This is a genomic window from Roseibium alexandrii DFL-11, assembly GCF_000158095.2.
GTDB lineage: Bacteria > Pseudomonadota > Alphaproteobacteria > Rhizobiales > Stappiaceae > Roseibium > Roseibium alexandrii.
Genome location: NZ_CM011002.1, coordinates 3705824 through 3727078, shown reverse-complemented (window position 1 = coordinate 3727078; position 21255 = coordinate 3705824). Strand labels below are relative to the sequence as shown.

Below are 21255 nucleotides of genomic sequence, written 5' to 3'. Positions count from 1 at the left end.
TTATGCTCCCAGCGGACGGAAAATGTCCCGGCTGATGATGTGCCGCTGGATCTCGCTGGTGCCGTCCCAAATGCGCTCAACCCGCGCATCGCGCCAGAAGCGTTCGATCGGGAAATCATCCATCAGGCCCATGCCGCCGAAGATCTGCAAGGTGGTGTCGGTCACGCGCGCCAGCATTTCGGTCGCATAAACCTTGGCGCTTGCGATTTCCCGATTGGCGGGCAGGCTTTGGTCGAGACGCCATGCCCCGGCAAGCGTCAGCCAGTCCGCCGCGTCGATCTCCGTGATCATGTCGGCAACCTGGAAGCTGATACCCTGGAATTTGGCGATGGATTGGCCGAATTGCTTGCGTTCGGCAGCATAGTTCACCGCATAGTCGAAGCAGCGGCGTGCGCGGCCAACGCTCATGGCCGCAACGGTCAGGCGCGTGGCATAGAGCCATTCGTTCATGACCTCAAAGCCGCCGTCGACTTCACCCAGCACCTGCGCATTCGGCAAACGGCATTGGTCGAAGTACAGAATATAATTCTTGTAGCCTTTGTGGCTGACGGAGTTGTAGCCGTCGCGTACTTCGAAACCAGGCGTGCCGCGATCCACCAAAAAACAGGTGATCCGTTTTTTCGGTCCTTTTGGCGTTTCGTCCACGCCGGTGGCCACGAAGACGATAAAGAAATCGGCATGCTCGGCCCCGGAAATGAAGTGCTTGGACCCGTTGATCACCCAATCCCCGCCATCGCGGACCGCCTGGCATTTCATGCCCCGCACGTCGGACCCAGCGTCCGGTTCGGTCATGGCCAAAGCGTCCATTTTCTCGCCGCGCACAGCCGGGAGCAGGTATTTTTCCTTTTGCTCGCCTTCACAGGCCATCAGGATGTTCTGCGGTCGGCCGAAGAAATGGTTGAGCGCCATGGACCCGCGGCCAAGCTCGCGCTCGACAAGCGTGAAATCGAGGTGGCCAAGACCCGCGCCGCCGACGCTTTCCGGGAAATTGCAGGCATAAAACCCGAGGTCGATACATTTTTGCTTGAGTTCTTCCCCAAGCTCATGGGGCACCTGACCGGTCTTCTCCACCATCTCCTCGTGTGGGTAGATTTCATTTTCAACGAAAGACCGTACGGTGGACACGATCATCTCTTGTTCGTCGGTCAGGCCAAAATGCATCGCCAGCGCCTCTCTTGATTTGATTGATCGAGAGTGAGAGAAAGAAAGCTGATCGTCTGTGCAGTTTTGGTAAGATATCGTGCAGATTTTGATAAAAACCAAAGATGAGAAGGTTTCGCAGGTTCGGTCAATCTGTGTGCTGCTGTTCGACAACTTTTCCAACCATTGTCTGGCCAACGCTGTCGAGCCGTTCCGGGCCGCCAACACCATCGCGCGCAAAGAGCTCTATTCCTGGCAGCATGTCAGCGTTGAGGGCGGCACGGTAACGTCGTCCAGCGGCCTGCCAGTGGAAACGCTCAAGTGGCAGCAGGCGCCGCCGGGCGGCGACTACCTGTTTGTTATGCCGAGCTACGGCTTCAAGGCATTTTCAACGCCAAAGCTGCATCAGATCCTCCGGGCTGCACGGGCGCGGTTCAAGCTGCTTGGAGGTCTCGACACGGGTGCATGGATGCTCGCGGCCGCCGGCGTCCTGGAGGATGCTCGGGTCACTATTCACTGGGACGAGTTTGCAGGTTTTTCCGAAACCTTTCCTGAGGTGGATGTCGTTGAAGACCGGTTTGTGCTGGAAAACCGGATTGCCACTTGTGGCGGGGCATCTACGACATTCGAGTTGATGCTGGAGATTATCAAGAAAGACCACAGCCCTCTCTTTGCGCTGGAGGTGGCTGCCCTGTTCATGCATGGCAGCGCCGGTGAGCGTCCGGACTTGTTGCCGGTGCGTTCCGGTGATGGCCTCATGCGCGAAGCAACCGCCTTGATGCGGCGGAATATCGAAACTCCCCTTGCCATTCCCACCGTTGCAGGAAGGCTCAAGGTTGATCAGCGTTTACTCGAAACACGCTTTCGGTCCGAGTTCGGGATGACGCCGCTGGCGGTTTATAAATCAATCCGGCTTAGGGAAGCGCGGCGTCTGGTTCAGTCGACGGATCTGACCATCGCGGAGATCGCCGTGCGCTGCGGATACCAAAACGCCAGCGCCATGACGCGCGCCTACCGGCTTGAATTCGGATCTCCTCCGAGGCAGGAGCGCTGATGGGTGCAGCAATGAGACAATATGGCGGGGAAACAAATTTATTTTCGGGCTCAGTCCTATTCGCACACCATATAAATGCTCAAAGACCCACAAACCGGCCACCCGCTGAAACCAAGAGCAGGAACAAAGACATGAAAGCCGCGTACTACGAAAAAAATGGACCGGCCTCCGAGGTGATTATTGTTGGAGATCTGGACGATCCCAAACCGGCTCCAGGCGAAGTTCTGGTGCAGGTGGCAACCTCGGCTCCTAACCCTTCGGATGTGAAGTCCCGGGCGGGCGCGCGCGGGCCGATGGCATTTGAGCGCATCATCCCGCACAGCGATGGTGCCGGCCGGATCGTGGCCGTTGGTGAGGGTGTGAATGAGGAGCGTATCGGCGAGCGGGTCTGGCTTTGGAATGCGGCTTGGAAACGGCCACATGGATCGAACGCAACTCTCGTCGCCCTGCATGAGGAGCAGGCCGTCTACCTGCCAACGGAGGCAAGTTTCGAGGCGGGCGCTTGTCTCGGCATTCCTGCGATGACCGCGCACCGATGCCTCTTTGCCGACGGGTCGATTGATGGTCAGGATATTTTGGTGACCGGCGGCGCGGGTACTGTGGGGTCCTATGCCATCCAGATGGCCAAGCTGCGCGGTGCCCGGGTGTTCACCACCGTCAGCTCGGAGGAAAAGGCTGAGCATGCGCGGAAGATGGGCGCGGATGTCGTTTTGAACTATCGGACCGAGGATGTTGCCGCAGCCATATTGGACGCAACGGATGGAAAGGGTGTGGACCGGATCGTCGAGGTGGAGTTCGGAGGCAATCTCTCCGTCACACAAAAGGTGCTGGCGCAGAACGGAACGGTTGCTGCCTATGGCTCCATGGCGGACCCGGAACCGAAACTTCCGTTTTACCCAATGATGTTTGCCGGGCAGACCTTGCGGATGGTACTGGTCTATGTGCTGCCCGAAGCCGCGCGAACCGCTGCTGTTGTGGATATTACCGGCTGGCTGACCAACAACGAATTGCAGCATCCGGTTGCCCGTACGTTCTCGCTGGACCAGACTGCCGAAGCCCACGCCTTTGTGGAGGCTGGTACCAAAATCGGTACGACGGTGATCAAGGTCGCCGACCTATAGGCCAACGCATTCGTCACGATTCTTGTACTTGATCTAAAGAACAGTTGAGTTCGGACAGGGACCGCGAAACACTGGTGGTCTGTTCGCACCGTGGCCGGATAACAAGCACACTGGCCATGAAGCGGCAGATATCAAGACGCGGAAGGGAGGTCCGCAGCAATGTCCATGGAGACCGGCAGCGCCAGCAAGTTTCTGATCATCGATGATCACCCGCTGTTTCGCGAAGCGTTGCACAGCGCCGTTGAGCTTGCCTATCCGAACTCAGATACGCTCGATGCAGCGTCACTTGATGAGGCGAACCAGATCTTGCAGGACGATGCCGGATTTGATCTGGCGCTCCTGGATCTATCGATGCCAGGGGTCAAGGGAATGGACGGGCTGCTGCATTTGAGAACCCATTATCCGCGCCTTCCGGTGGTTGTTGTCTCAGGGGCTGAGGATCCGCCGATCATTGCGCAAGTTTTGGCTTATGGAGCGGCTGGATTTATCCCGAAATCCTCGAAGAAGACGACGCTGGCCGATGCCATTCAGCAGGTTATGAACGGGGCAGTTTATGTGCCGGAAACCTATGCGGACGGTGCGGAAGACCCGCTTGACGATGACACTCGCAAAATGATCGAACGGCTGTCCAGCCTGACGCCTCAGCAAATCCGTGTGTTGCAAATGATCTGCAATGGCCTTCTCAACAAGCAGATTGCCTATGAACTGTCGGTTGGTGAAACCACGGTTAAGGCGCATGTGTCTGAAATCTTGCGCAAATTGAGTGTTTCCAGCCGGACGCAGGCCGTCATTGAGGTCAATCGCCTTGAGGCGCTGGGCACCGCCAGTCCGTTCGAGCTGTCAACAGCAGCAGCGCCCGCCTAATCGGTCCAATAGCTGACAGAGACTATTCGCCGCCGTTGATCAGATGGGTTGCCAGGGCTCGCAATTGCGCCGGTTTCACAGGCTTCGGCATGTGTTCAACACCAAGCCGCTTGGCTTCTTCAACAACAGTTTCGGAAGCATCGGCTGTCGCAAGGATTGCCGGCACTTTGGTTGGCAGGATGGTGAAAAGCTGGGCCAGTGTTTCAGTTCCGAGATTGCCATGATCCAGATGGTGATCGGCGATGATCAGATCCGGGATCCAGCCTAAGCTTTCCAATGCTTCCAGCGCATCCCGTGTGGACCGCCCCACCTTGAATTCGCAGCCCCAGTTCGCAAGCAACCCCTCCATTGCCTCAACAACGGCCGGATCATTTTCCAGAACCAATATCTTGCGGCCGGAAAGGTTGCCCTTGGCTGCGGGCGGAGCTGAAGGCTGGGTTTCTGCAGTTTGCAATGCCGGGGGAGTTGAGGCCCTCAGCGCACTGATGCGGAAGACGCTGCCTTTGCCCGGAGATGATTGAACGGAGACCTCGTGATTGAGCGCCGTCACAAGACGATTAACGATGGCAAGGCCCAAGCCAAGCCCGGTCCCTTGGTCCGCCGCTCCCTCTGACAGTGGTCCGCGATGAAACTCCTCAAAGATCTTTTCTTGCTGGTCTTCCGGAATACCGCGGCCGGTATCGATCACTTCAATTGAAATCCGATCCCCCTGCCGCCGGGTGCCGATCAAGACACCGCCTTTATCCGTATAATGAATGGCGTTGGAGATCAGGTTCTGAAGTGCGCGCCGCAGCATCAGCCGGTCGGTGTAGACGCAGTCATTTGTCACGGCCACCCGCAGCCGCAGTCCCTTTTTTTCGGCCATGGGCCGAAGATCGGACAGGAGACTGTCCAGAATTGGGGGGATCGGCACGGAGGTGAAGCGCGGCATTGTCACGCCCGCATCCAGACGCGAAATATCAAGCAACGTGCGCAAGAGCTCATTCATCGTGTCGAGAGACCGCTCGACCTGCGCAACCATGGCTATTGCCTTGTCCGATTGCTGGAGGTCGTAGAGTGACGAGATCGTCAACTGGGCTGCATTGAGCGGTTGCAGAATGTCATGACTGGCGGCCGCCAGAAACTGTGTTTTCGACCGGTTGGCCCGCTCCGATATGTCTTTCTGGCGGGCGAGCTCGACGTTGATTTCTTCCACGCGGCGCAAGGCCGACGTCAGCTCATCCGTCCGCTTCCGGATCTGGCCCTCAAGGGAAATGGCCGTTTCAAACAGCGAAAACGCGTTGCGCTGTTGATCGACCGCCTGCTCAACGCGATTGACCAGCGCTGCATTGATCTTTTTCAGCCGGACCGGGTCATCGATATCATAAAGGCTCATGATGGCGTTTCCGGTTCGGCTGGGGGTTTCGCAAAGGCAATTCCGGTGAACGTATGATTGAGATGCATCGACAGATACTGCTCACCGTATGTGTTGAAGCCGAGCACGTTGTAGGCGTCATAGATCGCATTGATGCGCTGCGTCGCCTGCCGGTTTTGCGCATCAATCCGGCGAAGGGCGCAGTCGAACCCGAGCACAAAGTCGATGCCGCCGATTTCAGCATCGACACTCTCGAATGCTTCCCGCGTTGACCGGCTCATGCCCGTGGGCTCGGCAACGGTCAGGACAATCCCGTCGTCGATTGCACAGAAGAAGGAGAGCGACCCGTCCGGGTTCACCTTTTGCACCGAGCGGCAATAATACTCACCGCCAACCCGGACCACGAGCGGATGGGACGCAAAACTCAGTGGAGACAGTGACGAAGGATCAAGCCCGACAGCAAGGGCATACTCGGACGCAGCTTCAGCGGCGTTGAATTCGTAGATAATCCTGCGTGCCGGATCAGAGCGGGTGACAACCAGCTTTCGGTCGGTCGGAATGAAGTTGTCGGTCTTGAAGATCTTGAAAGGGATGCGGCTGCGGCACAAAAGGACGATGGCGCAATCATCTCCGGCTGCCCCGTTGAGGATCAGCGAAGTCTTTGAAAAATGCATGCTGTCGCCAGCGGAACCGCCAAGAAGAGGAATGTCCTCCAAAGCCCAGTGCAGGGCGGCGGTGACCATCTCCTCTACTACCGACAGGCCATCGATTAGGCAAAGGGCAAAGGTGTCACCTTTGTCTTCCGTGCCTGCAAATGGTGCCGGGTCGTGTTCAAAGGCCTGCCGTTCCCGTTTCACCTGGGCAACGATGCGGTCAAAACCGATGGATCGGATCCCGTCGATCCTGAATGGCGTGATCGCAAACTGATCTTTCGGAAACAAGATGGCCAGACACCGGCCGGCGCCCTCATCCACACCGCCAATTTCGTCGGCTGTTGAACACGCTGCATAGGGCAAACCGACAGCGCACTCAGCCATTTTCGACCGTAACAGGTCCGCCGGAAAACTGTCCTGGGAATAAAAGATCAATCCAAGGGAATACGCCGAAGATTGAGCGGCGGCTTCCAGATCTGCCCAAAATCGAGCATCGTCTGGCTGGCGAGCGGTCAAAGCTACGACCCCGCAGCCGAATTGCGTCCAGGCATTCGCGTCCAAAGTATCCTCCCGGATGACAGCGGCCTCTTGTCTCCGGGATTGCCGTCACCACTATAAATTTGTAGCTGTTGAAACGAAGACTTGTAAAGCGAGCCTGGTTCCTGCTCTGGTCGCGGTATCGGATTTGGAGGGCGTGACCTAAAGTACAGTGTACAGGGACAGCACTCTGTTCTTTTCTATGAACCAACGATTTTGGAAAAAAATCGGCTTTGGAGGACCACAATGGACATATCGGGCAGTCAGGTGATTGCAGCATCGCGGGATGCTGTCTGGGCCGCACTGAATGATGCGGAGATTTTGAAAGCAAGCATTCCCGGTTGTGAATCCCTCGAAAAGACATCCGACACCGAAATGACGGCAGCCGTGACCTCAAAGATTGGTCCGGTAAAGGCCAAGTTCAAAGGTGCGGTCACCCTTGAGAACATTAATGCTCCGGAGAGTTATACGATCGTCGGTGAAGGCAAGGGCGGCGTGGCCGGATTTGCGAAAGGCTCCGCAGACGTGAAGCTGACCGAAGTCGAAGGCGGCACGTTGCTGGAGTACACCGCAAAGGCGCAAGTTGGCGGCAAGCTGGCGCAGCTTGGCAGCCGGCTGATCGATTCCACTGCGAAGAAAATGGCGGAAGACTTTTTCGCAAAGTTCTCTGAAGCCGTTGCCGGTCCTGCGCCGGCGGCAGAAGAAACCACCGAAACGGTTGCGGAGGCATCGGCTGGAAACGCGGAGGAATTGGATCCCGGCGTTGCAGAAGAAGCCAAGCGGCTTGCCGTTGAAGACACCCCTTCCGGGGTTGTGCATGCACTGGAAGAAGCTGAACACGCCGTCGAAGACCAGCTGCACAAGGCGGAAGAAAACATTGAATCGGCGGCCGGTCGCGGTGCCTTTGGCGGCCCCATGGTCTGGGGGTTGATCGCCTTGGCAGGCCTCATTGTTGTGTTGGCATTGGCCAGCTGAATTTGACTGCCGCTGTTTCGGCGGCAGTTGACGTTTGGTCCGGTGTTTTGGAAAGTCTCTGGATGGAGGATCCGGGACTGGACTTTAAAACCGGACCGGACAAGCCGAACAACCGGCGGTAAGCCGGAGAAATTTGGATCCGAAGACCCTTTGGACGCGGGTGTTCAGATCTGGAAGTATCTGAGGGAGAAGAATTCATGGCAAAAGTGTCGATGGTGCTGAACGGTAAGTCCGTTTCAGCAGATGTGGAGGACCGCACGCTTCTGGTCGGGTTCATCCGGGACGTGCGCGGTTTGACCGGAACCCATGTGGGCTGCGACACCTCGCAGTGCGGAGCCTGTGTGGTTCATGTGAACGGCAAGGCTGTAAAGGCTTGTACGCTGCTGGCAGCTCAGGCCGATGGCGCCGAGGTTGTCACCCTGGAAGGCGTCGGCAGTGCGGACAATCTGCATCCGGTCCAGGCAGCCTTCCGCGAGCATCACGGTCTGCAATGCGGCTTCTGTACACCAGGGATGATCATGAGCGCGATCGACATGATCAATCGCCATGGCGCCGGTAACCTGGATGAAAAAACCATCCGCCACGAACTGGAAGGCAACATCTGCCGCTGCACCGGCTATCAGAACATCGTCAAGGCGATCAAAGCTGCCTCCGACCAAATGGCCGGCATGGCCCAAGCTGCCGAGTAGCACGAGGTACTCGCCGCTAGTTAGCGTGCACTCCGGTGCATGGGACGTATTTACGGCCTGACTGCCAATGTGTTGCCGGGAGGAACGGTGCAGCACAGCCGGCAGGGGCCAAAGCCACACAGTTTTAGGGAGAGAGTGATGGCAGTAGAGGGGATTGGCGCCCGCGCCCTGCGCAAGGAAGACAAGCGCTTCATCACCGGCAAGGGCCGGTACACCGATGACATGACCATGCCTGGCATGGGGTACGCCGCTTTTGTGCGCTCACCGCATGCACATGCAAAAGTCGCTAACATAGACGCCGAAGCCGCTTTGGCGATGCCGGGTGTTGATGCCGTTTTAACAGGCGATCAGCTCATCGGAGACGGGATTGGCAACCTGATTTGCGGCTGGATGATCCATTCCAAGGACGGCACGCCGATGAAAATGGGCGGCTGGCGCGCCCTTGAGCCGGAAACTGTTCGCCACGTCGGTCAGGCCGTTGCCGTTGTTATCGCAGACACGCAGGCCCAGGCCCGCGATGCTGCGGATGCGGTGGTTGTCGATTACGAGGAACTGGACGCTGTCGTTGATCCGTTGAATGCATTGAAGCCCGGCGCACCGCAGCTCCACCCGGAAGCCGAAGGCAATCTGATTTTCGATTGGGAAATTGGTGACGAGGCTGCCACAAACCAAGCCTTTGAAAAGGCCGCTCACGTTACCAAGATGGAGATCCATAACAACCGTCTGGTGCCAAATCCAATGGAGCCGCGCGCGGCGCTTGCCGGGTATGATGATGCCGAAGAGCATTACACGCTCTACACCACATCACAGAACCCGCATGTGGCGCGTCTGGTGTTGTCTGCGTTTTATGCTGTTGCGCCGGAACACAAACTCCGGGTAATCGCACCGGATGTCGGCGGTGGCTTCGGGTCCAAGATCTATATCTACCCGGAAGAAATGGTCTGCCTGTGGGCGTCCAAGCGCGTGGGGCGTCCGGTCAAGTGGGTCTCGGATCGCACCGAGGCGTTCCTGACCGATGCGCATGGCCGTGATCACCGCTCCGAGGCGGAACTGGCGCTCGATGCCGACAACAAGATCCTTGGCTTCCGCGTCAAGACAGTTGCAAACATTGGCGCTTACATGTCGCTGTTCTCATCGTCCGTACCGACGTATCTCTACGCGACACTGCTGTCGGGCCAGTACGATATTCCGGCAATCCACGCCAACGTGAAAGCGGTTTACACCAACACGACCCCGGTTGACGCCTATCGCGGAGCCGGACGTCCGGAAGCGACCTATCTGGTTGAGCGGATGATGGAAACGGCGGCACGCGAAGTCGGGCTGTCTCCGGCGGAGTTCCGCCGGAAGAACTTCATCCGGGCCTTTCCGCATCAGACCCCGGTGATCATGTGTTACGACGCCGGTGATTATGATGCGACGCTGGACGCGGCCTTGAAGGCAGCAGACTACGATGGTTTTGCTGCACGCAAGGCGGAAGCCGCGTCCCGCGGCAAGCTGCGCGGCATCGGCCTATCCTGCTACATCGAAGCTTGCGGCATTGCGCCGTCAGCTGCGGTCGGATCACTCGGTGCTGGCGTCGGTCTTTGGGAATCGGCCGAAGTCCGGGTCAATCCGGTTGGCACCATTGAGGTTCTGACAGGCTCGCACAGCCACGGCCAAGGGCACGAAACCACCTTTGCCCAGCTGATCAGTGAGCGTTTCGGCCTCGACACCGATTCGGTTTCCATCGTCCACGGCGACACCGACAAGGTGCAGTTCGGCATGGGCACCTACGGATCGCGCTCCGGCGCAGTGGGCATGTCCGCGATCGTCAAGGCACTCGACAAGGTCGAGTCCAAGGCCAAGAAGATCGCAGCTCACCTTATGGAAGCCGCCGAAGGCGACATCCAGATCGAAGGCGGCGAGCTGAAGGTGGCCGGTACCGACAAGAAACTGTCGTTTACCGAAGTGGCGCTTGCCGCTTACACTGCCCATAACCTGCCGGAAGGCATGGAGCCGGGTTTGAAGGAGGGCGCGTTCTACGATCCGACCAACTTCACCTTCCCGGCAGGCACCTATGTCTGCGAGGTGGAAATCGATCCGGAAACCGGCAAGACGGAAATCGTCAGTTTTGTGGCGGCCGATGACTTTGGCAACGTGATCAATCCGATGATCGTCGAAGGCCAGGTCCATGGCGGCATTACACAGGGGATCGGTCAGGCGCTTCTGGAAAATGCGGCCTATGACGAGGGCGGTCAGCTCCTGACGGCGTCCTACATGGATTACACCATGCCGCGTGCCGATGATGTGCCGTCCTACCAGCTTTCCACCCATGTGACTGAATGCCCGGGCAACCCGCTTGGTATGAAAGGCTGCGGTGAGGCCGGCGCGATTGGCTCTCCGCCAGCCGTGATCAATGCGATCACGGACGCACTGGGCTCCAATGACCTGACCATGCCGGCAACACCGGAACGGGTCTGGGCACTGGCGCAGTCAGGCATGAAACTGGCAGCCGAATAAGGCCGACAGCGAACATCATTCCGGGCGGCAGACGCCGCCCGCTCAATTGAGAATTTATTTTGGGGAGATCCTGAAATGTATGAAACAACCTATCACCGGGCCGGTTCTGCTGCTGAAGCCGCCGAGCTGCTCGCCAAGGCCGATGACGGCAAGATCCTGGGTGGCGGACAAACCCTGCTGCCAACCATGAAACAACGCCTTGCAGCTCCCTCTGATCTGGTGGACGTTACACAGATCCCGGAAATGAAGGGCATTTGCGCCGACGGGGATGGGGTTGCCATTGGTGCGGCGACCACCCACGCGGAAGTTGCCTCCAACGATATCGTCAAATCCAAACTGCCGGGCCTTGCGTCCCTGGCGGGCGGTATCGGCGACCCGGCGGTCCGCCATATGGGCACCATCGGCGGCTCTGTCGCCAACAACGATCCGGCCGCTGATTATCCGTCGGCGCTTGTGGCGCTGGGCGCGACCGTCGTCACCAACAAGCGGGAACTTTCCGCAGAAGACTTCTTCACCGGGATGTTCGAAACCGCGCTGGACGAAGATGAAGTGGTTCAGTCCGTGAAGTTCCCCGGTGCACAGAAAAGCGCTTACGCCAAATACCCGAACCCGGCGTCTCGCTACGCTATGGCCGGTGTGTTCGTGGCGCAGGGCTCAGATGGATCCATCAAGGTTGCCGTCACAGGAGCAGGACAGGATGGCGTTTTCCGTATGAATGACATGGAAGCGGCTCTTGGCAGCAACTGGTCGGCGGACGCGGTCTCCGGTATTGCACCGAATGCGGATGATCTCTTGTCGGATCTGCACGGATCGGCTGCTTACCGTGCCAATCTTGTGACGGTTATGGCAAAGCGGGCGGTGGCTGCGGCTGGGTAAATAACCGGCTTTCAATTCTTCGCTACGTGCTGTCCCGGTCTTGCGCCGGGACCTCATCGAGGGTGACCCCGGTGCAAAGCCGGGACGCGACAGATGAAGTCGACAGTCTCGAGCCCCTCTCCCCAATCGGAGAGGGGTTTTCTTTTGCGCAGTTCACCGGACTTGAGAACGACCACAGACTTTTGCAAAACAAGTGGGACACCAGCGAAACGGATCCCATGACCAAAGTTCTTTGCATCGCGCTCAATCCCACCATTGATGTTTCCTGTGATGCGGAGCGTGTGCAGTCCATGCACAAAACACGCACCACCAATCAGCGGCAGGATCCGGGCGGTGGCGGTGTCAACGTTGCGCGGGTGATTTCCGAACTCGGCGGAGATCCGGAACTGACCTATCTTTCGGGCGGTGCAACGGGAATTCTGCTGGATGCTTTTCTGGCCGAAACCGGAATTGCCCTGCGCCGGTTTCCTATTTCAAATCCCGTCCGGATGGCGTTCGCGGTTCACGAGGAAACCTCGGGGATTGAATACCGGTTTGTACCGGAAGGGCCGGAGGTGGCCGACGGCGAGCTCCAGCCGGTCATTGATCTTCTTGGTGAGGCCGGTGCGGACTACGTGGTGGCTAGCGGATCCTTGCCACGCGGTGTGCCGGAAGACACCTATGCGAAGATGATTGATCCAGTGGTTCAGCGTGGGGGGCGGTTCGTGATCGACACGTCCGGCCCTGCTTTGAAGGCGGCGCTGGATCATGGGAACGTCTTTTTGTTCAAACCAAGCTTGGGCGAACTTCAAGAGCTTGCAGGCCGGCCGCTTGATGAAGATGGTGTCCGGAATTTCGCGAAAGAACTGGTCGATAAAGGCGCTGCAGAAAACGTCACAGTTACGCTGGGCACAAAGGGCGCGCTTCTGGTCAACAAGGAGACAGTCTTGCGGGTGCCTGCCCGGCATGTTGCGGCAAAGTCAGCCGTTGGTGCAGGCGACAGTTTTGTTGGCGCGCTGGTCTGGTCGCTGACGCAAGGACACCCGATGGAGAAGGCCTTTCGGCTGGGGGTGGCGGCTGGCGCTGCAACGGCCTTGACCTCCGGCACTGAACTCTGCCGCCGGACGGACGTCCTTTCGCTCTATGAAGCGGAGAAGGCCGAGCGCCTCTAGCTCATTGGAGAGCTGGACAGGCCTGCCAATCGGGCGAGCAGAACGGCGACGTTCTTGACTTCGAATTTCTTTAATAGCCGCGCGCGCACGTCCTCGACTGTACGGGGCGAAAGGCCAAGGTCGCGGGCGATTTCCTTGCTCGTCTTGCCCTGAGACAACAACAGGACAACTTCCCGCTCCCGTTTGGTGAGCTGTGGGCCGCTGTCCTTAGTTTCTATCAAGGCAAAACTCAGAACGGTCCGCGCCAATGGATCTTCAGGTGTCAGCGTCCGGGCGCGGAACCGGCACCAGATCCGGTTCCCGTCGGCGCACCGCATCAGCCGTTCATCCGAATACGGTAAGGACTGCCGCAAGGGTTCCAGCCCAATGTCCCGCACCTGATGAAACTCGTGGTCCGTTCCGTAAAGCAGCCGGAAGCTCTGACCGATCAGGTCTTCCTTCTCATATCCGAACATCTGCGCAAACGTGTCGTTGCAGGTACGGATAACCCGATGTTCGGTCAGAACAAGACCCATCGGGGCATGGTCGTAAGCTATTTGGTCGAGCTCAAGCATAAGTCACCGTGATTGTACGGTGTAGGAACCGTAGGTAGTTCGTAGCATAGTTTATCGATGAGTTGCCAACAATGAGCTTGCTACGATGTGTACGATTTACACTGGATTGTCCCGGGCATGACCGAAAGCAGGCCAAAGTGGGCGGACTCATTGGAGTACGCGTTCCCTTTGACAGCGGGCGAACAGGTCAGACACCTCATCAGTGGCGGCATGTGTGATCAAAAGCATGTTGACCGGACCGGCAAACTCAAAAATTGTATAGGCTATGGACCTGGCATTCTGGGTTTGGTGCTGAAGCCGGACGACGATGCCGGCGAAATTTATACGCTTGTTTCAGCGAAGGTGGTCGCGCGTTCGCTGGCCGAGCTGCTGGTGAAGCCGCAGTACGCGGGACGGCAAAAGGGGAGTAGCTATGCGTTTGGGAAAAGTTGGAACAGGCCTGATCAGTGCCTTGGCATTGTCTGCCAGCATGGGGTTGGCCCATGCAAAGAGCGATATCACGGTGGCCATGCAGCTGGAACCACCACACCTCGACCCGACCAGTGCGGCCGCCGGTGCAATTGATTCGGTCCTCTATTCGAACGTTTTTGAAGGATTGACCCGCTTCGGGCCGGACGGATCCATTTTGCCCGGCCTCGCCGAGAGCTGGGAGATTTCCGAAGACGGCAAGACCTATACTTTCAAACTGCAATCCGGCGTCAAGTTCCACGATGGCACCGATATGACGGCCGAAGACGTGAAATTCAGTCTGGACCGCGCGCGATCGGATGACAGCCAGAATGCGCAAAAAGCGTTGTTCACCGGCATTGAATCCGTTGAAGTTGTCGACCCGCAGACTGTGGCGGTCACGCTCTCAACGCCAAATGGCAGTCTGTTGTTCAACTTGGCTTGGGGCGATGCGGTTATCGTTGCACCCGAGTCTATTGAGAACATCAAAACCAACCCGATTGGCACGGGCGCATTCAGGTTCTCGAATTGGGTTCAGGGTGACCGGATCGATCTTGAGAAAAACACTGACTATTGGGGCACGCCCGCCAAACTGGACAATGTGACCTTCAAGTTCATTTCCGATCCGACCGCAGCCTTCGCCGCTGTGATGGCAGAAGACGTCAATGCTTTTGTTGGTTTTCCTGCACCTGAAAACCTTCCGCAATTTGAAGCTGATCCGCGGTTTCAGGTGTTGGTTGGATCGACCGAAGGCGAGACAATCCTTTCGACCAACAACAAGCTGCCGCCGCTTGATGACGCTAAGGTGCGCGAGGCTATCGCGCATGCCATCGATCGTCAGGCAATTATTGATGGAGCCATGTTCGGCTATGGCACGCCAATCGGCACACACTTTGCCCCGCACAATCCGGACTATGTCGATCTGACCGCCAACAGCGCCTACGACCCGGAACTCTCCAAGAAGTTGCTGGCGGAAGCAGGGTATCCGGATGGCTTTACGACGACTTTGAAATTGCCGCCGCCGTCCTATGCCCGCCGGGGCGGGGAAATCATCGCCGCACAGCTGCGCGCTGTCGGCATTGAAACTGAGATCTCCAATCTGGAATGGGCGCAGTGGCTGGAACAAGTGTTCCGTGGCAAGGACTACGGTCTGACAATCGTCAGTCACGTGGAACCGATGGATATAGGCATCTATGCCCGCCCGGATTATTACTTCCAGTACGACAATCCTGAGTTTCAGAAGCTCTTTGAAAACCTCACCGCTGAAAACGATCCGGAGAAGCGGTCCGAGCTTTTGAAGCAGGCTCAGGAAATGCTCTCCAAGGATTATGTGAACGGTTATCTGTTCCAGCTTGCCTTCCCGACGGTGGCAAATGCGAAGATCAAGGGCCTCTGGGTTAACCAGCCAACCCCTGCGGCGGACATGACGGCTGTCTATTGGGAGGAGTGATCCCGCCTAAACTTAACTCCTCAAGCGTTTCAACCCACCGGAACGCGGGGTTAAGCATCACCTTGAGGGGGCTTGGCATAGTGAAACCCGCTGCTACGCCTCCTCAAGGTGAGCCTTTAATCTCTTGGTTTTACCAAGATATTGAAATCATATGACATTGCGCCGTTTCGGCGCTCCAAGCCGAAGTTAATGCCATGGCAAGGGCGGCCTTTGCCGGTTGCCGAACAGAAAGTCCATGCTCCATTATATTCTAAAACGTCTGTTGTCTTTGAGCTTGAGCCTGGTCGCCGCCTCGATCGTGATCTTTCTGGCGCTTGAAGTCGTGCCTGGTGATCCGGCAGCTTACATGCTCGGCCTCAATGCGCAGGAAGACACGCTCCAGGCGCTCCGCGAAGAACTGGGACTGACCGGCTCCATCTTTCAACGGTACCTGTCTTGGGCCGGCGGGCTATTGGTTGGAGACTTCGGTGTTTCCTATACCTACCGGACGCCTGTGTCGGGGATGATCGGTGACCGGCTGTGGGTCTCGCTGCCGCTGGCGCTTTATGCCCTGACGCTCAGCACGCTGATTGCCTTTCCGGCTGGTATTTGGGCGGCTTCCCGCAGGGGCTCGGCAGCTGATGCGTCTGTCATGGGCGTCACCCAGCTTGGCGTGGCAATCCCGAACTTCTGGTTTGCGATGCTGATGGTGCTCGTTTTCGCCATCAATCTGCGCTGGTTTTCTGCTGGCGGGTTTCCAGGGTGGGATGCCGGGTTTTTCGCAGGCACGAAGGCCTTGACCCTCCCGGCGATCGCGCTTGCGTTGCCGCAGGCCAGCATCCTGACGCGCGTAATGCGCTCCAGTTTGTTGGACACGCTTGGTGAGGATTTCATCCGGACAGCACGGGCAAAGGGTTTGACCAAGGGGCAGACGCTCTGGCGGCATGCCGTGCGCAATGCCTTGATCCCGGTGCTCACCATTCTCGGCCTGCAATTCTCCTTCCTGCTGGCAGGGGCGATCATAATTGAAAATGTCTTCTTTTTACCCGGTCTCGGCCGTCTGGTGTTTCAGTCGATCAGCGCCCGGGATCTCATTGTCGTTGAAAGCGTAGTGATGCTTCTGGTGTTCGCAGTGATTGTCGTCAATTTCGCGGTCGACATGGCCTATGCCTGGGTCGATCCACGCCTGCGGAGGCGCCGCTGATGAGTGTCCTGTTTCACAGCCGCACCCTATTGCCGGGTCTGTTTTTGTCGCTTGTGTTCGTCGCGGCTGCGCTGATCAGCCTGATCTGGGTTCCGTATGACACGACAGTCTTGAATATCGCCAATCGGATGAAGCTGCCAAGCTGGGAGCATTGGCTGGGTACGGACCAGTTTGGCCGGGACATCTTGAGCATGATCATGGTCGGTGCGCGCACATCCATTGCTGTCGCGCTTGTCGCTGTCGGCATCGGCATGTCCGTCGGGGTGCCTCTTGGTCTTGCCGCCGCCGCCCGCAAAGGCGGCTGGATGGATGAGGTGATCATGCGCGCAAACGATCTGGTGTTTGCCTTCCCGAGCCTTTTGATCGCAGTGATGATCACAGCGGTTTTCGGGGCATCCGCGCTGAACGCCATCATTGCCATCGGCATCTTCAACATTCCGGTCTTTGCCCGGCTGACGCGCGGCGCCGCGCTATCCTTGTGGAATCGGGACTACATTCTGGCGGCAAGGGTCGCAGGCAAGGGACCGGCCCGGATATCAATCGAACATATCCTGCCGAACGTTGCGAACTTGCTGATCGTGCAAGGAACCATCCAGTTTTCCCTCGGCATTCTGGCCGAAGCGGGCCTGAGTTATGTTGGTCTCGGCGCTCAGCCGCCAACGGCGAGCTGGGGGCGGATGCTGGCTGACAGTCAGACGATGATCTCCTTGGCCCCCCATCTGGCGCTGTTTCCAGGCCTTGCGATCCTGTTGACGGTGCTCGGTCTCAACCTGATGGGCGATGGCCTTCGGGATCTTCTCGATCCGAAACTGCGAAGGGCGCGCGTATGAGCCTTCTGGACATCCAAAACCTCTCTTTGTCCATCCACGGGATCCCGGTTCTCAAAGATGTTTCCATGCAGGTTGCGCCCGGCCGGATCCTCGGCGTGATTGGGGAAAGCGGCTCCGGCAAGTCCATGTCGGCCTTCAGCGTCATGCAGCTCTTGCCGAACGGTACCTCCTGCTCCGGCAAGATTTCGCTCGCCGGACAGGATGTTCTGACCCTCAGCGAGCCGGAACTCTGCCGTATCCGTGGACGGGATGTCGGTATGGTGTTTCAGGAGCCCATGACTGCGCTCAATCCGCTGCAAACCATCGGGGCACAGGTGGCTGAAACCATTCTGGTGCACGAAAACGTTTCAAAATCCGAGGCGATGGCCCGGGCCGCCGAAGCGCTGCGCCGTGCAGAGCTGCCGCAAGACAAGTTTCCTTTGAGCCGTTATCCGCATGAACTCTCCGGAGGCCAAAGACAGCGGGTGGTGATCGCGATGGCGATTGCCTTGCGGCCAAAGCTCTTGATCGCGGATGAACCAACGACCGCACTGGACGTCACCACCCAAGCTCAAATTCTGGAACTTTTGAAAAAGCTGGTGTCGGAAGACAATATGGGTTTGATGCTGATCAGCCATGACCTGGCGGTCGTTGCAGACCTTGCCGATGATCTGCTGATCATGAAGAACGGTGAAGTGGTCGAAGCGGGGCCTGCAGACACGGTCTTCCGCACCATGCAGCACCCCTATTCCAAGGCTTTGCTTGCCGCCTCAAGTCATGTGCCGGACCGGGAGGGGCTTGTACAGGAGACGCCGCTTCTAAAAGTCCAGAATGTTGTCCGGGACTATGTCACACACATCCACGGCTGGTGGGGCAAGACCGTCCACTTCCGCGCGGTGAACACTGTCAGCTTTGAAATCAAGAAGGGCGAGAGCCTTGGTCTTGTGGGCGAATCTGGCTGCGGCAAATCTACGTTGACCCGGGCCATTTTGGGTCTTGAAGAAGTTCAGAGCGGCGAGATCCTGTTCGACGGCCAACCGGTTTTCACCCATCACCACGCCAACCTTGCGGTCCGCCGCAGGATGCAAGTGGTGTTTCAGGACCCTTACGGCAGCTTCAACCCGCGATGGAAGGTTGAACGTCTGATCACCGAGCCATTTCATTTGTTGGACAACCCACCGAAGGGCGCGGAGCGGGATCAAAAAATTGCCGAGGCACTGGAGAGCGTCGGCCTGGCCGCTGAGGACCGGCACAAATATATCCACGAGTTCAGTGGCGGCCAGCGGCAGCGGGTCGCCATTGCCCGGGCGCTCATCATCAAGCCGGATCTGATCATTCTGGATGAAGCGGTGTCTGCGCTCGATGTCTCCGTCCGCGCGCAGGTTCTGGATCTGCTGGCGGATTTGAGCGACCGGCTTGATCTCACATATCTTTTTATCAGCCACGACCTGTCCGTTGTGCGCTCAATCACTGACCGGGTGCTGGTCATGAAGTCCGGCGAAATCGTTGAGGAAGGTCCCACAGGAAACGTCTTCGATGCGCCCAAACACGATTACACAAAACAATTGGTCGCCGCCGCGCCGGTTCTCCCGGCCGATATCACCGCGGCCTGAGGAGGAACGATGCGCAACAAGTTGGCTCTCTGGTTTGATCCGGCCAAATGCCTGATCAACGGTGAATGGACCGCGCCTTCAGGCGGCGGCACGCTGCCGCTATATAACCCCTCAACAGGGGAAGAGATCGGGGCCATTGCACGGGGCACTTCGGAAGACATCGATGCCGCCGTTGCAGCTGCGGAAGCCGCCCGCAACGGCGTGTGGGGAAAAACAACAGCAGTCGAGCGCGGGCGGATCCTCTTCAAACTCCGCGAACTGGTCTTGCAAAAGGTCGAAGAACTTGCCCGGATCGAGGCAATTGATGTCGGCAAGCCGCTCAAACAGGCCCGCGCTGACGCCATCGCCCTTGCCCGGTATCTGGAATTCTATGGTGGGGCCGCAGACAAGCTCCACGGCGAGACCATTCCCTATCTCGACGGCTACACGGTTTACACCTTGCGCGAACCGCACGGCGTCACCGGTCATATCGTTCCGTGGAACTATCCGATGCAGATAATCGGCCGATCGATTGGCGCTGCCCTTGCGACCGGCAACGCTTGTGTCTTGAAGCCTGCGGAAGACGCCTGTTTGACGGCCCTTGCCTTTGCAGATCTTGCCAAGGCGGCGGGTCTGCCCGATGGGGTGTTGAACGTCGTGCCGGGGCTCGGGTCGGAGGCGGGCACCGCGCTCTCGTCTCATCCGGGCATTCATCATGTCAGCTTTACCGGCTCCGTCGCGACCGGGGTGCACATTCAAACGGCAGCTGCCAAAAACGTCATTCCGGTCACCCTGGAGCTTGGTGGAAAATCACCGCAGCTCGTGTTTGATGATGCCGACCTCGACGCGGCCCTGCCGTTCCTGGTGAATGCCGGGATGCAGAACGCGGGCCAGACCTGTTCGGCCTCCTCCCGCATTCTGGTTCAGCGTGGGCTCTATGATCAGGTCGTTGAGCGCATGGCCGGCCGGTACGGCGATCTGAAGGTGGGGCCGGCGCTTTCCGATCTCGATGTCGGGCCGCTGATCTCGAAAAAGCAGCAGGGCATTGTCTCAACCTTCATCGACCGGGGCGCGGATCTGGAAAAGGCCGCGGAAGGCGTTTTGAAGGATGCGCCAGAGGGCGGGAGCTATGTAACGCCAACGCTCTTTGCAGGCGTCAAACCGGATCATGTTCTGGCCCGCGACGAGATTTTTGGTCCCGTGCAGGTGATCATCCCCTTTGATGATGAGGATGAGGCCGTCGCGATTGCCAATGGCACCGACTACGGCCTTGTCGCCAGCATCTGGAGCCGGGACGGCGCCCGGCAGATGCGCCTTGCGAAAAAGATCCGGACAGGTCAGGTCTTCATCAACAATTATGGGGCCGGCGGCGGTGTGGAGCTGCCCTTCGGCGGCATGGGAAAATCCGGGCATGGCCGGGAAAAGGGCTTTGAAGCCCTTTATGGCTTCACCACGCTGAAAACCGTCGCCGCCTATCACGGCTGATCCTCAAAAAGATAAATGATTTAAGGGAGTTAAACCCATGAGATTGCAAGGCAAAACAGCGATTGTTACCGGCGGGGCGTCCGGTTTTGGGGCTGGCATAGTGCGTAAGTTCGCGACTGAGGGCGCCAAGGTGCTGATTGCAGATCTGAATCTGGATTTGGCCGAAGAAGTCGCCGCAGAAGTCGGTGGATTTGCCACAAAAGCCGACGTGGCCAGCAATGATAGCGTGGTGGAGCTTGCACAGACTGCGGCCTCCAAGCTCGGCCGTGTCGATATTCTGGTCAACAACGCCGGGATCACCCATCTGCCGAAGCCGATGCAGGAGGTCACCGAGAACGAATTCGACAAGGTGATGGCGGTCAACTGCAAGTCCGTTTACCTGATGGCGAGGCACTTCGTTCCTGGAATGATCGACCGCGGATCCGGTGCGATCCTCAATGTCGCCTCGACCGCCGGTCTCAGCCCGCGCCCGAACCTCAACTGGTACAATGCCTCCAAGGGCTGGATGATCACCGCGACCAAGACAATGGCGGTCGAATTGGCGCCCAAAGGCGTGCGCGTCAACGCGCTCTGCCCGGTTGCTGGTGAAACCCCGCTCTTGAAAAGTTTCATGGGCGAGGATACGCCGGAAATGCGGGCAAAATTCCTCTCCACCATCCCGATCGGCCGCTTCTCGACACCCGAAGATCTCGGCAACGCGGCCTGTTACCTTTGTTCCGACGAAGCCTCGATGATCACCGGAGTCGCCATGGAAGTTGATGGTGGGCGGTGTATTTGAGGGGATGGCTTGATCTGATTTTTTCCGTGGTGTCATCCTGGAAG

The 21255-nt window shown here is 58.0% G+C and carries 18 protein-coding genes; 14 read left to right on the top strand and 4 right to left on the bottom strand.

Annotated features, from left to right (window positions below):
- Positions 1 to 1161, bottom strand: coding sequence for an acyl-CoA dehydrogenase family protein (locus tag SADFL11_RS17080; RefSeq protein ID WP_008191281.1), 1161 nt, complete (start codon positions 1159 to 1161; stop codon positions 1 to 3).
- 79 nt (positions 1162 to 1240) lie between these two features.
- Between SADFL11_RS17080 and SADFL11_RS17075 the strand changes: the two genes are divergently transcribed.
- The 3 genes from SADFL11_RS17075 (at position 1241) to SADFL11_RS17065 (ending at position 4179) form a co-directional block, all read left to right on the top strand.
- The gene (locus SADFL11_RS17075; protein WP_008189151.1) at positions 1241 to 2194 is read left to right on the top strand and encodes a GlxA family transcriptional regulator; all 954 of its coding nucleotides are present in this window, start codon (positions 1241 to 1243) and stop codon (positions 2192 to 2194) included.
- Positions 2195 to 2325: 131 nt separating this feature from the next.
- Positions 2326 to 3315: an NADPH:quinone reductase gene (locus tag SADFL11_RS17070; protein ID WP_008191029.1), complete on the top strand. Its 990-nt coding sequence runs from the start codon at positions 2326 to 2328 to the stop codon at positions 3313 to 3315.
- 159 nt (positions 3316 to 3474) lie between these two features.
- Positions 3475 to 4179 (top strand): response regulator, encoded by a 705-nt coding sequence (locus SADFL11_RS17065; RefSeq protein WP_008194764.1) that lies wholly within the window; start codon positions 3475 to 3477, stop codon positions 4177 to 4179.
- Between the two features lie 22 nt (positions 4180 to 4201).
- Here the strand turns inward: SADFL11_RS17065 and SADFL11_RS17060 are convergent, their stop codons facing one another.
- Both SADFL11_RS17060 and SADFL11_RS17055 read right to left on the bottom strand, forming a co-directional pair.
- Positions 4202 to 5554, bottom strand: a complete 1353-nt coding sequence (locus tag SADFL11_RS17060; RefSeq protein WP_008190282.1) for an ATP-binding response regulator — start codon at positions 5552 to 5554, stop codon at positions 4202 to 4204.
- Positions 5551 to 6747 carry an FIST N-terminal domain-containing protein gene (locus SADFL11_RS17055; protein ID WP_008195695.1) on the bottom strand — a complete coding sequence of 399 codons (1197 nt, stop codon included), beginning with the start codon at positions 6745 to 6747 and terminating at the stop codon, positions 5551 to 5553. The genes SADFL11_RS17060 and SADFL11_RS17055 overlap by 4 nt, the downstream gene beginning before the upstream one ends.
- A 222-nt stretch (positions 6748 to 6969) precedes the next feature.
- Between SADFL11_RS17055 and SADFL11_RS17050 the strand changes: the two genes are divergently transcribed.
- From SADFL11_RS17050 to SADFL11_RS17030, 5 genes are all read left to right on the top strand, one after another.
- A complete protein-coding gene (locus SADFL11_RS17050) occupies positions 6970 to 7698 on the top strand; it encodes an SRPBCC family protein (protein ID WP_008192952.1) in 729 nt (242 codons plus the stop codon).
- A 197-nt stretch (positions 7699 to 7895) separates the two neighbouring features.
- Complete coding sequence (locus tag SADFL11_RS17045; RefSeq protein ID WP_040451219.1) at positions 7896 to 8387, top strand: (2Fe-2S)-binding protein; 492 nt, start codon at positions 7896 to 7898, stop codon at positions 8385 to 8387.
- Positions 8388 to 8525: 138 nt separating this feature from the next.
- Entirely contained in the window at positions 8526 to 10886 is a 2361-nt protein-coding gene (locus SADFL11_RS17040) for a xanthine dehydrogenase family protein molybdopterin-binding subunit (protein WP_008195950.1), read from the top strand.
- Between the two features lie 75 nt (positions 10887 to 10961).
- A complete protein-coding gene (locus tag SADFL11_RS17035; protein WP_008196400.1) occupies positions 10962 to 11762 on the top strand; it encodes an FAD binding domain-containing protein in 801 nt (266 codons plus the stop codon).
- A gap of 62 nt (positions 11763 to 11824) precedes the next feature.
- On the top strand, positions 11825 to 12913 hold the full coding sequence (locus tag SADFL11_RS17030) for a 1-phosphofructokinase family hexose kinase (RefSeq protein ID WP_228198214.1): 1089 nt from the start codon (positions 11825 to 11827) through the stop codon (positions 12911 to 12913).
- Here the strand turns inward: SADFL11_RS17030 and SADFL11_RS25770 are convergent.
- Positions 12910 to 13467 (bottom strand): PAS and helix-turn-helix domain-containing protein, encoded by a 558-nt coding sequence (locus SADFL11_RS25770; RefSeq protein ID WP_008196105.1) that lies wholly within the window; start codon positions 13465 to 13467, stop codon positions 12910 to 12912. The genes SADFL11_RS17030 and SADFL11_RS25770 overlap by 4 nt on opposite strands.
- Positions 13468 to 13879: 412 nt before the next feature.
- Between SADFL11_RS25770 and SADFL11_RS17020 the strand changes: the two genes are divergently transcribed.
- The 6 genes from SADFL11_RS17020 to SADFL11_RS16995 all read left to right on the top strand — a co-directional run bounded on the left by SADFL11_RS17020 (position 13880) and on the right by SADFL11_RS16995 (position 21211).
- Complete coding sequence (locus SADFL11_RS17020) at positions 13880 to 15364, top strand: ABC transporter substrate-binding protein (protein ID WP_008195779.1); 1485 nt, start codon at positions 13880 to 13882, stop codon at positions 15362 to 15364.
- Between the two features lie 235 nt (positions 15365 to 15599).
- Positions 15600 to 16547, top strand: coding sequence for an ABC transporter permease (locus tag SADFL11_RS17015; protein WP_040451221.1), 948 nt, complete (start codon positions 15600 to 15602; stop codon positions 16545 to 16547).
- On the top strand, positions 16547 to 17377 hold the full coding sequence (locus SADFL11_RS17010; RefSeq protein WP_008189572.1) for an ABC transporter permease: 831 nt from the start codon (positions 16547 to 16549) through the stop codon (positions 17375 to 17377). The genes SADFL11_RS17015 and SADFL11_RS17010 overlap by 1 nt, the downstream gene beginning before the upstream one ends.
- Positions 17374 to 18969, top strand: a complete 1596-nt coding sequence (locus tag SADFL11_RS17005; RefSeq protein ID WP_008194675.1) for an ABC transporter ATP-binding protein — start codon at positions 17374 to 17376, stop codon at positions 18967 to 18969. The genes SADFL11_RS17010 and SADFL11_RS17005 overlap by 4 nt, the downstream gene beginning before the upstream one ends.
- A 9-nt stretch (positions 18970 to 18978) precedes the next feature.
- On the top strand, positions 18979 to 20433 hold the full coding sequence (locus SADFL11_RS17000) for an aldehyde dehydrogenase family protein (protein ID WP_008196043.1): 1455 nt from the start codon (positions 18979 to 18981) through the stop codon (positions 20431 to 20433).
- A 37-nt stretch (positions 20434 to 20470) separates the two neighbouring features.
- Positions 20471 to 21211: an SDR family oxidoreductase gene (locus SADFL11_RS16995; protein ID WP_008191830.1), complete on the top strand. Its 741-nt coding sequence runs from the start codon at positions 20471 to 20473 to the stop codon at positions 21209 to 21211.
- The last annotated feature ends 44 nt before the right edge of the window (positions 21212 to 21255 follow it).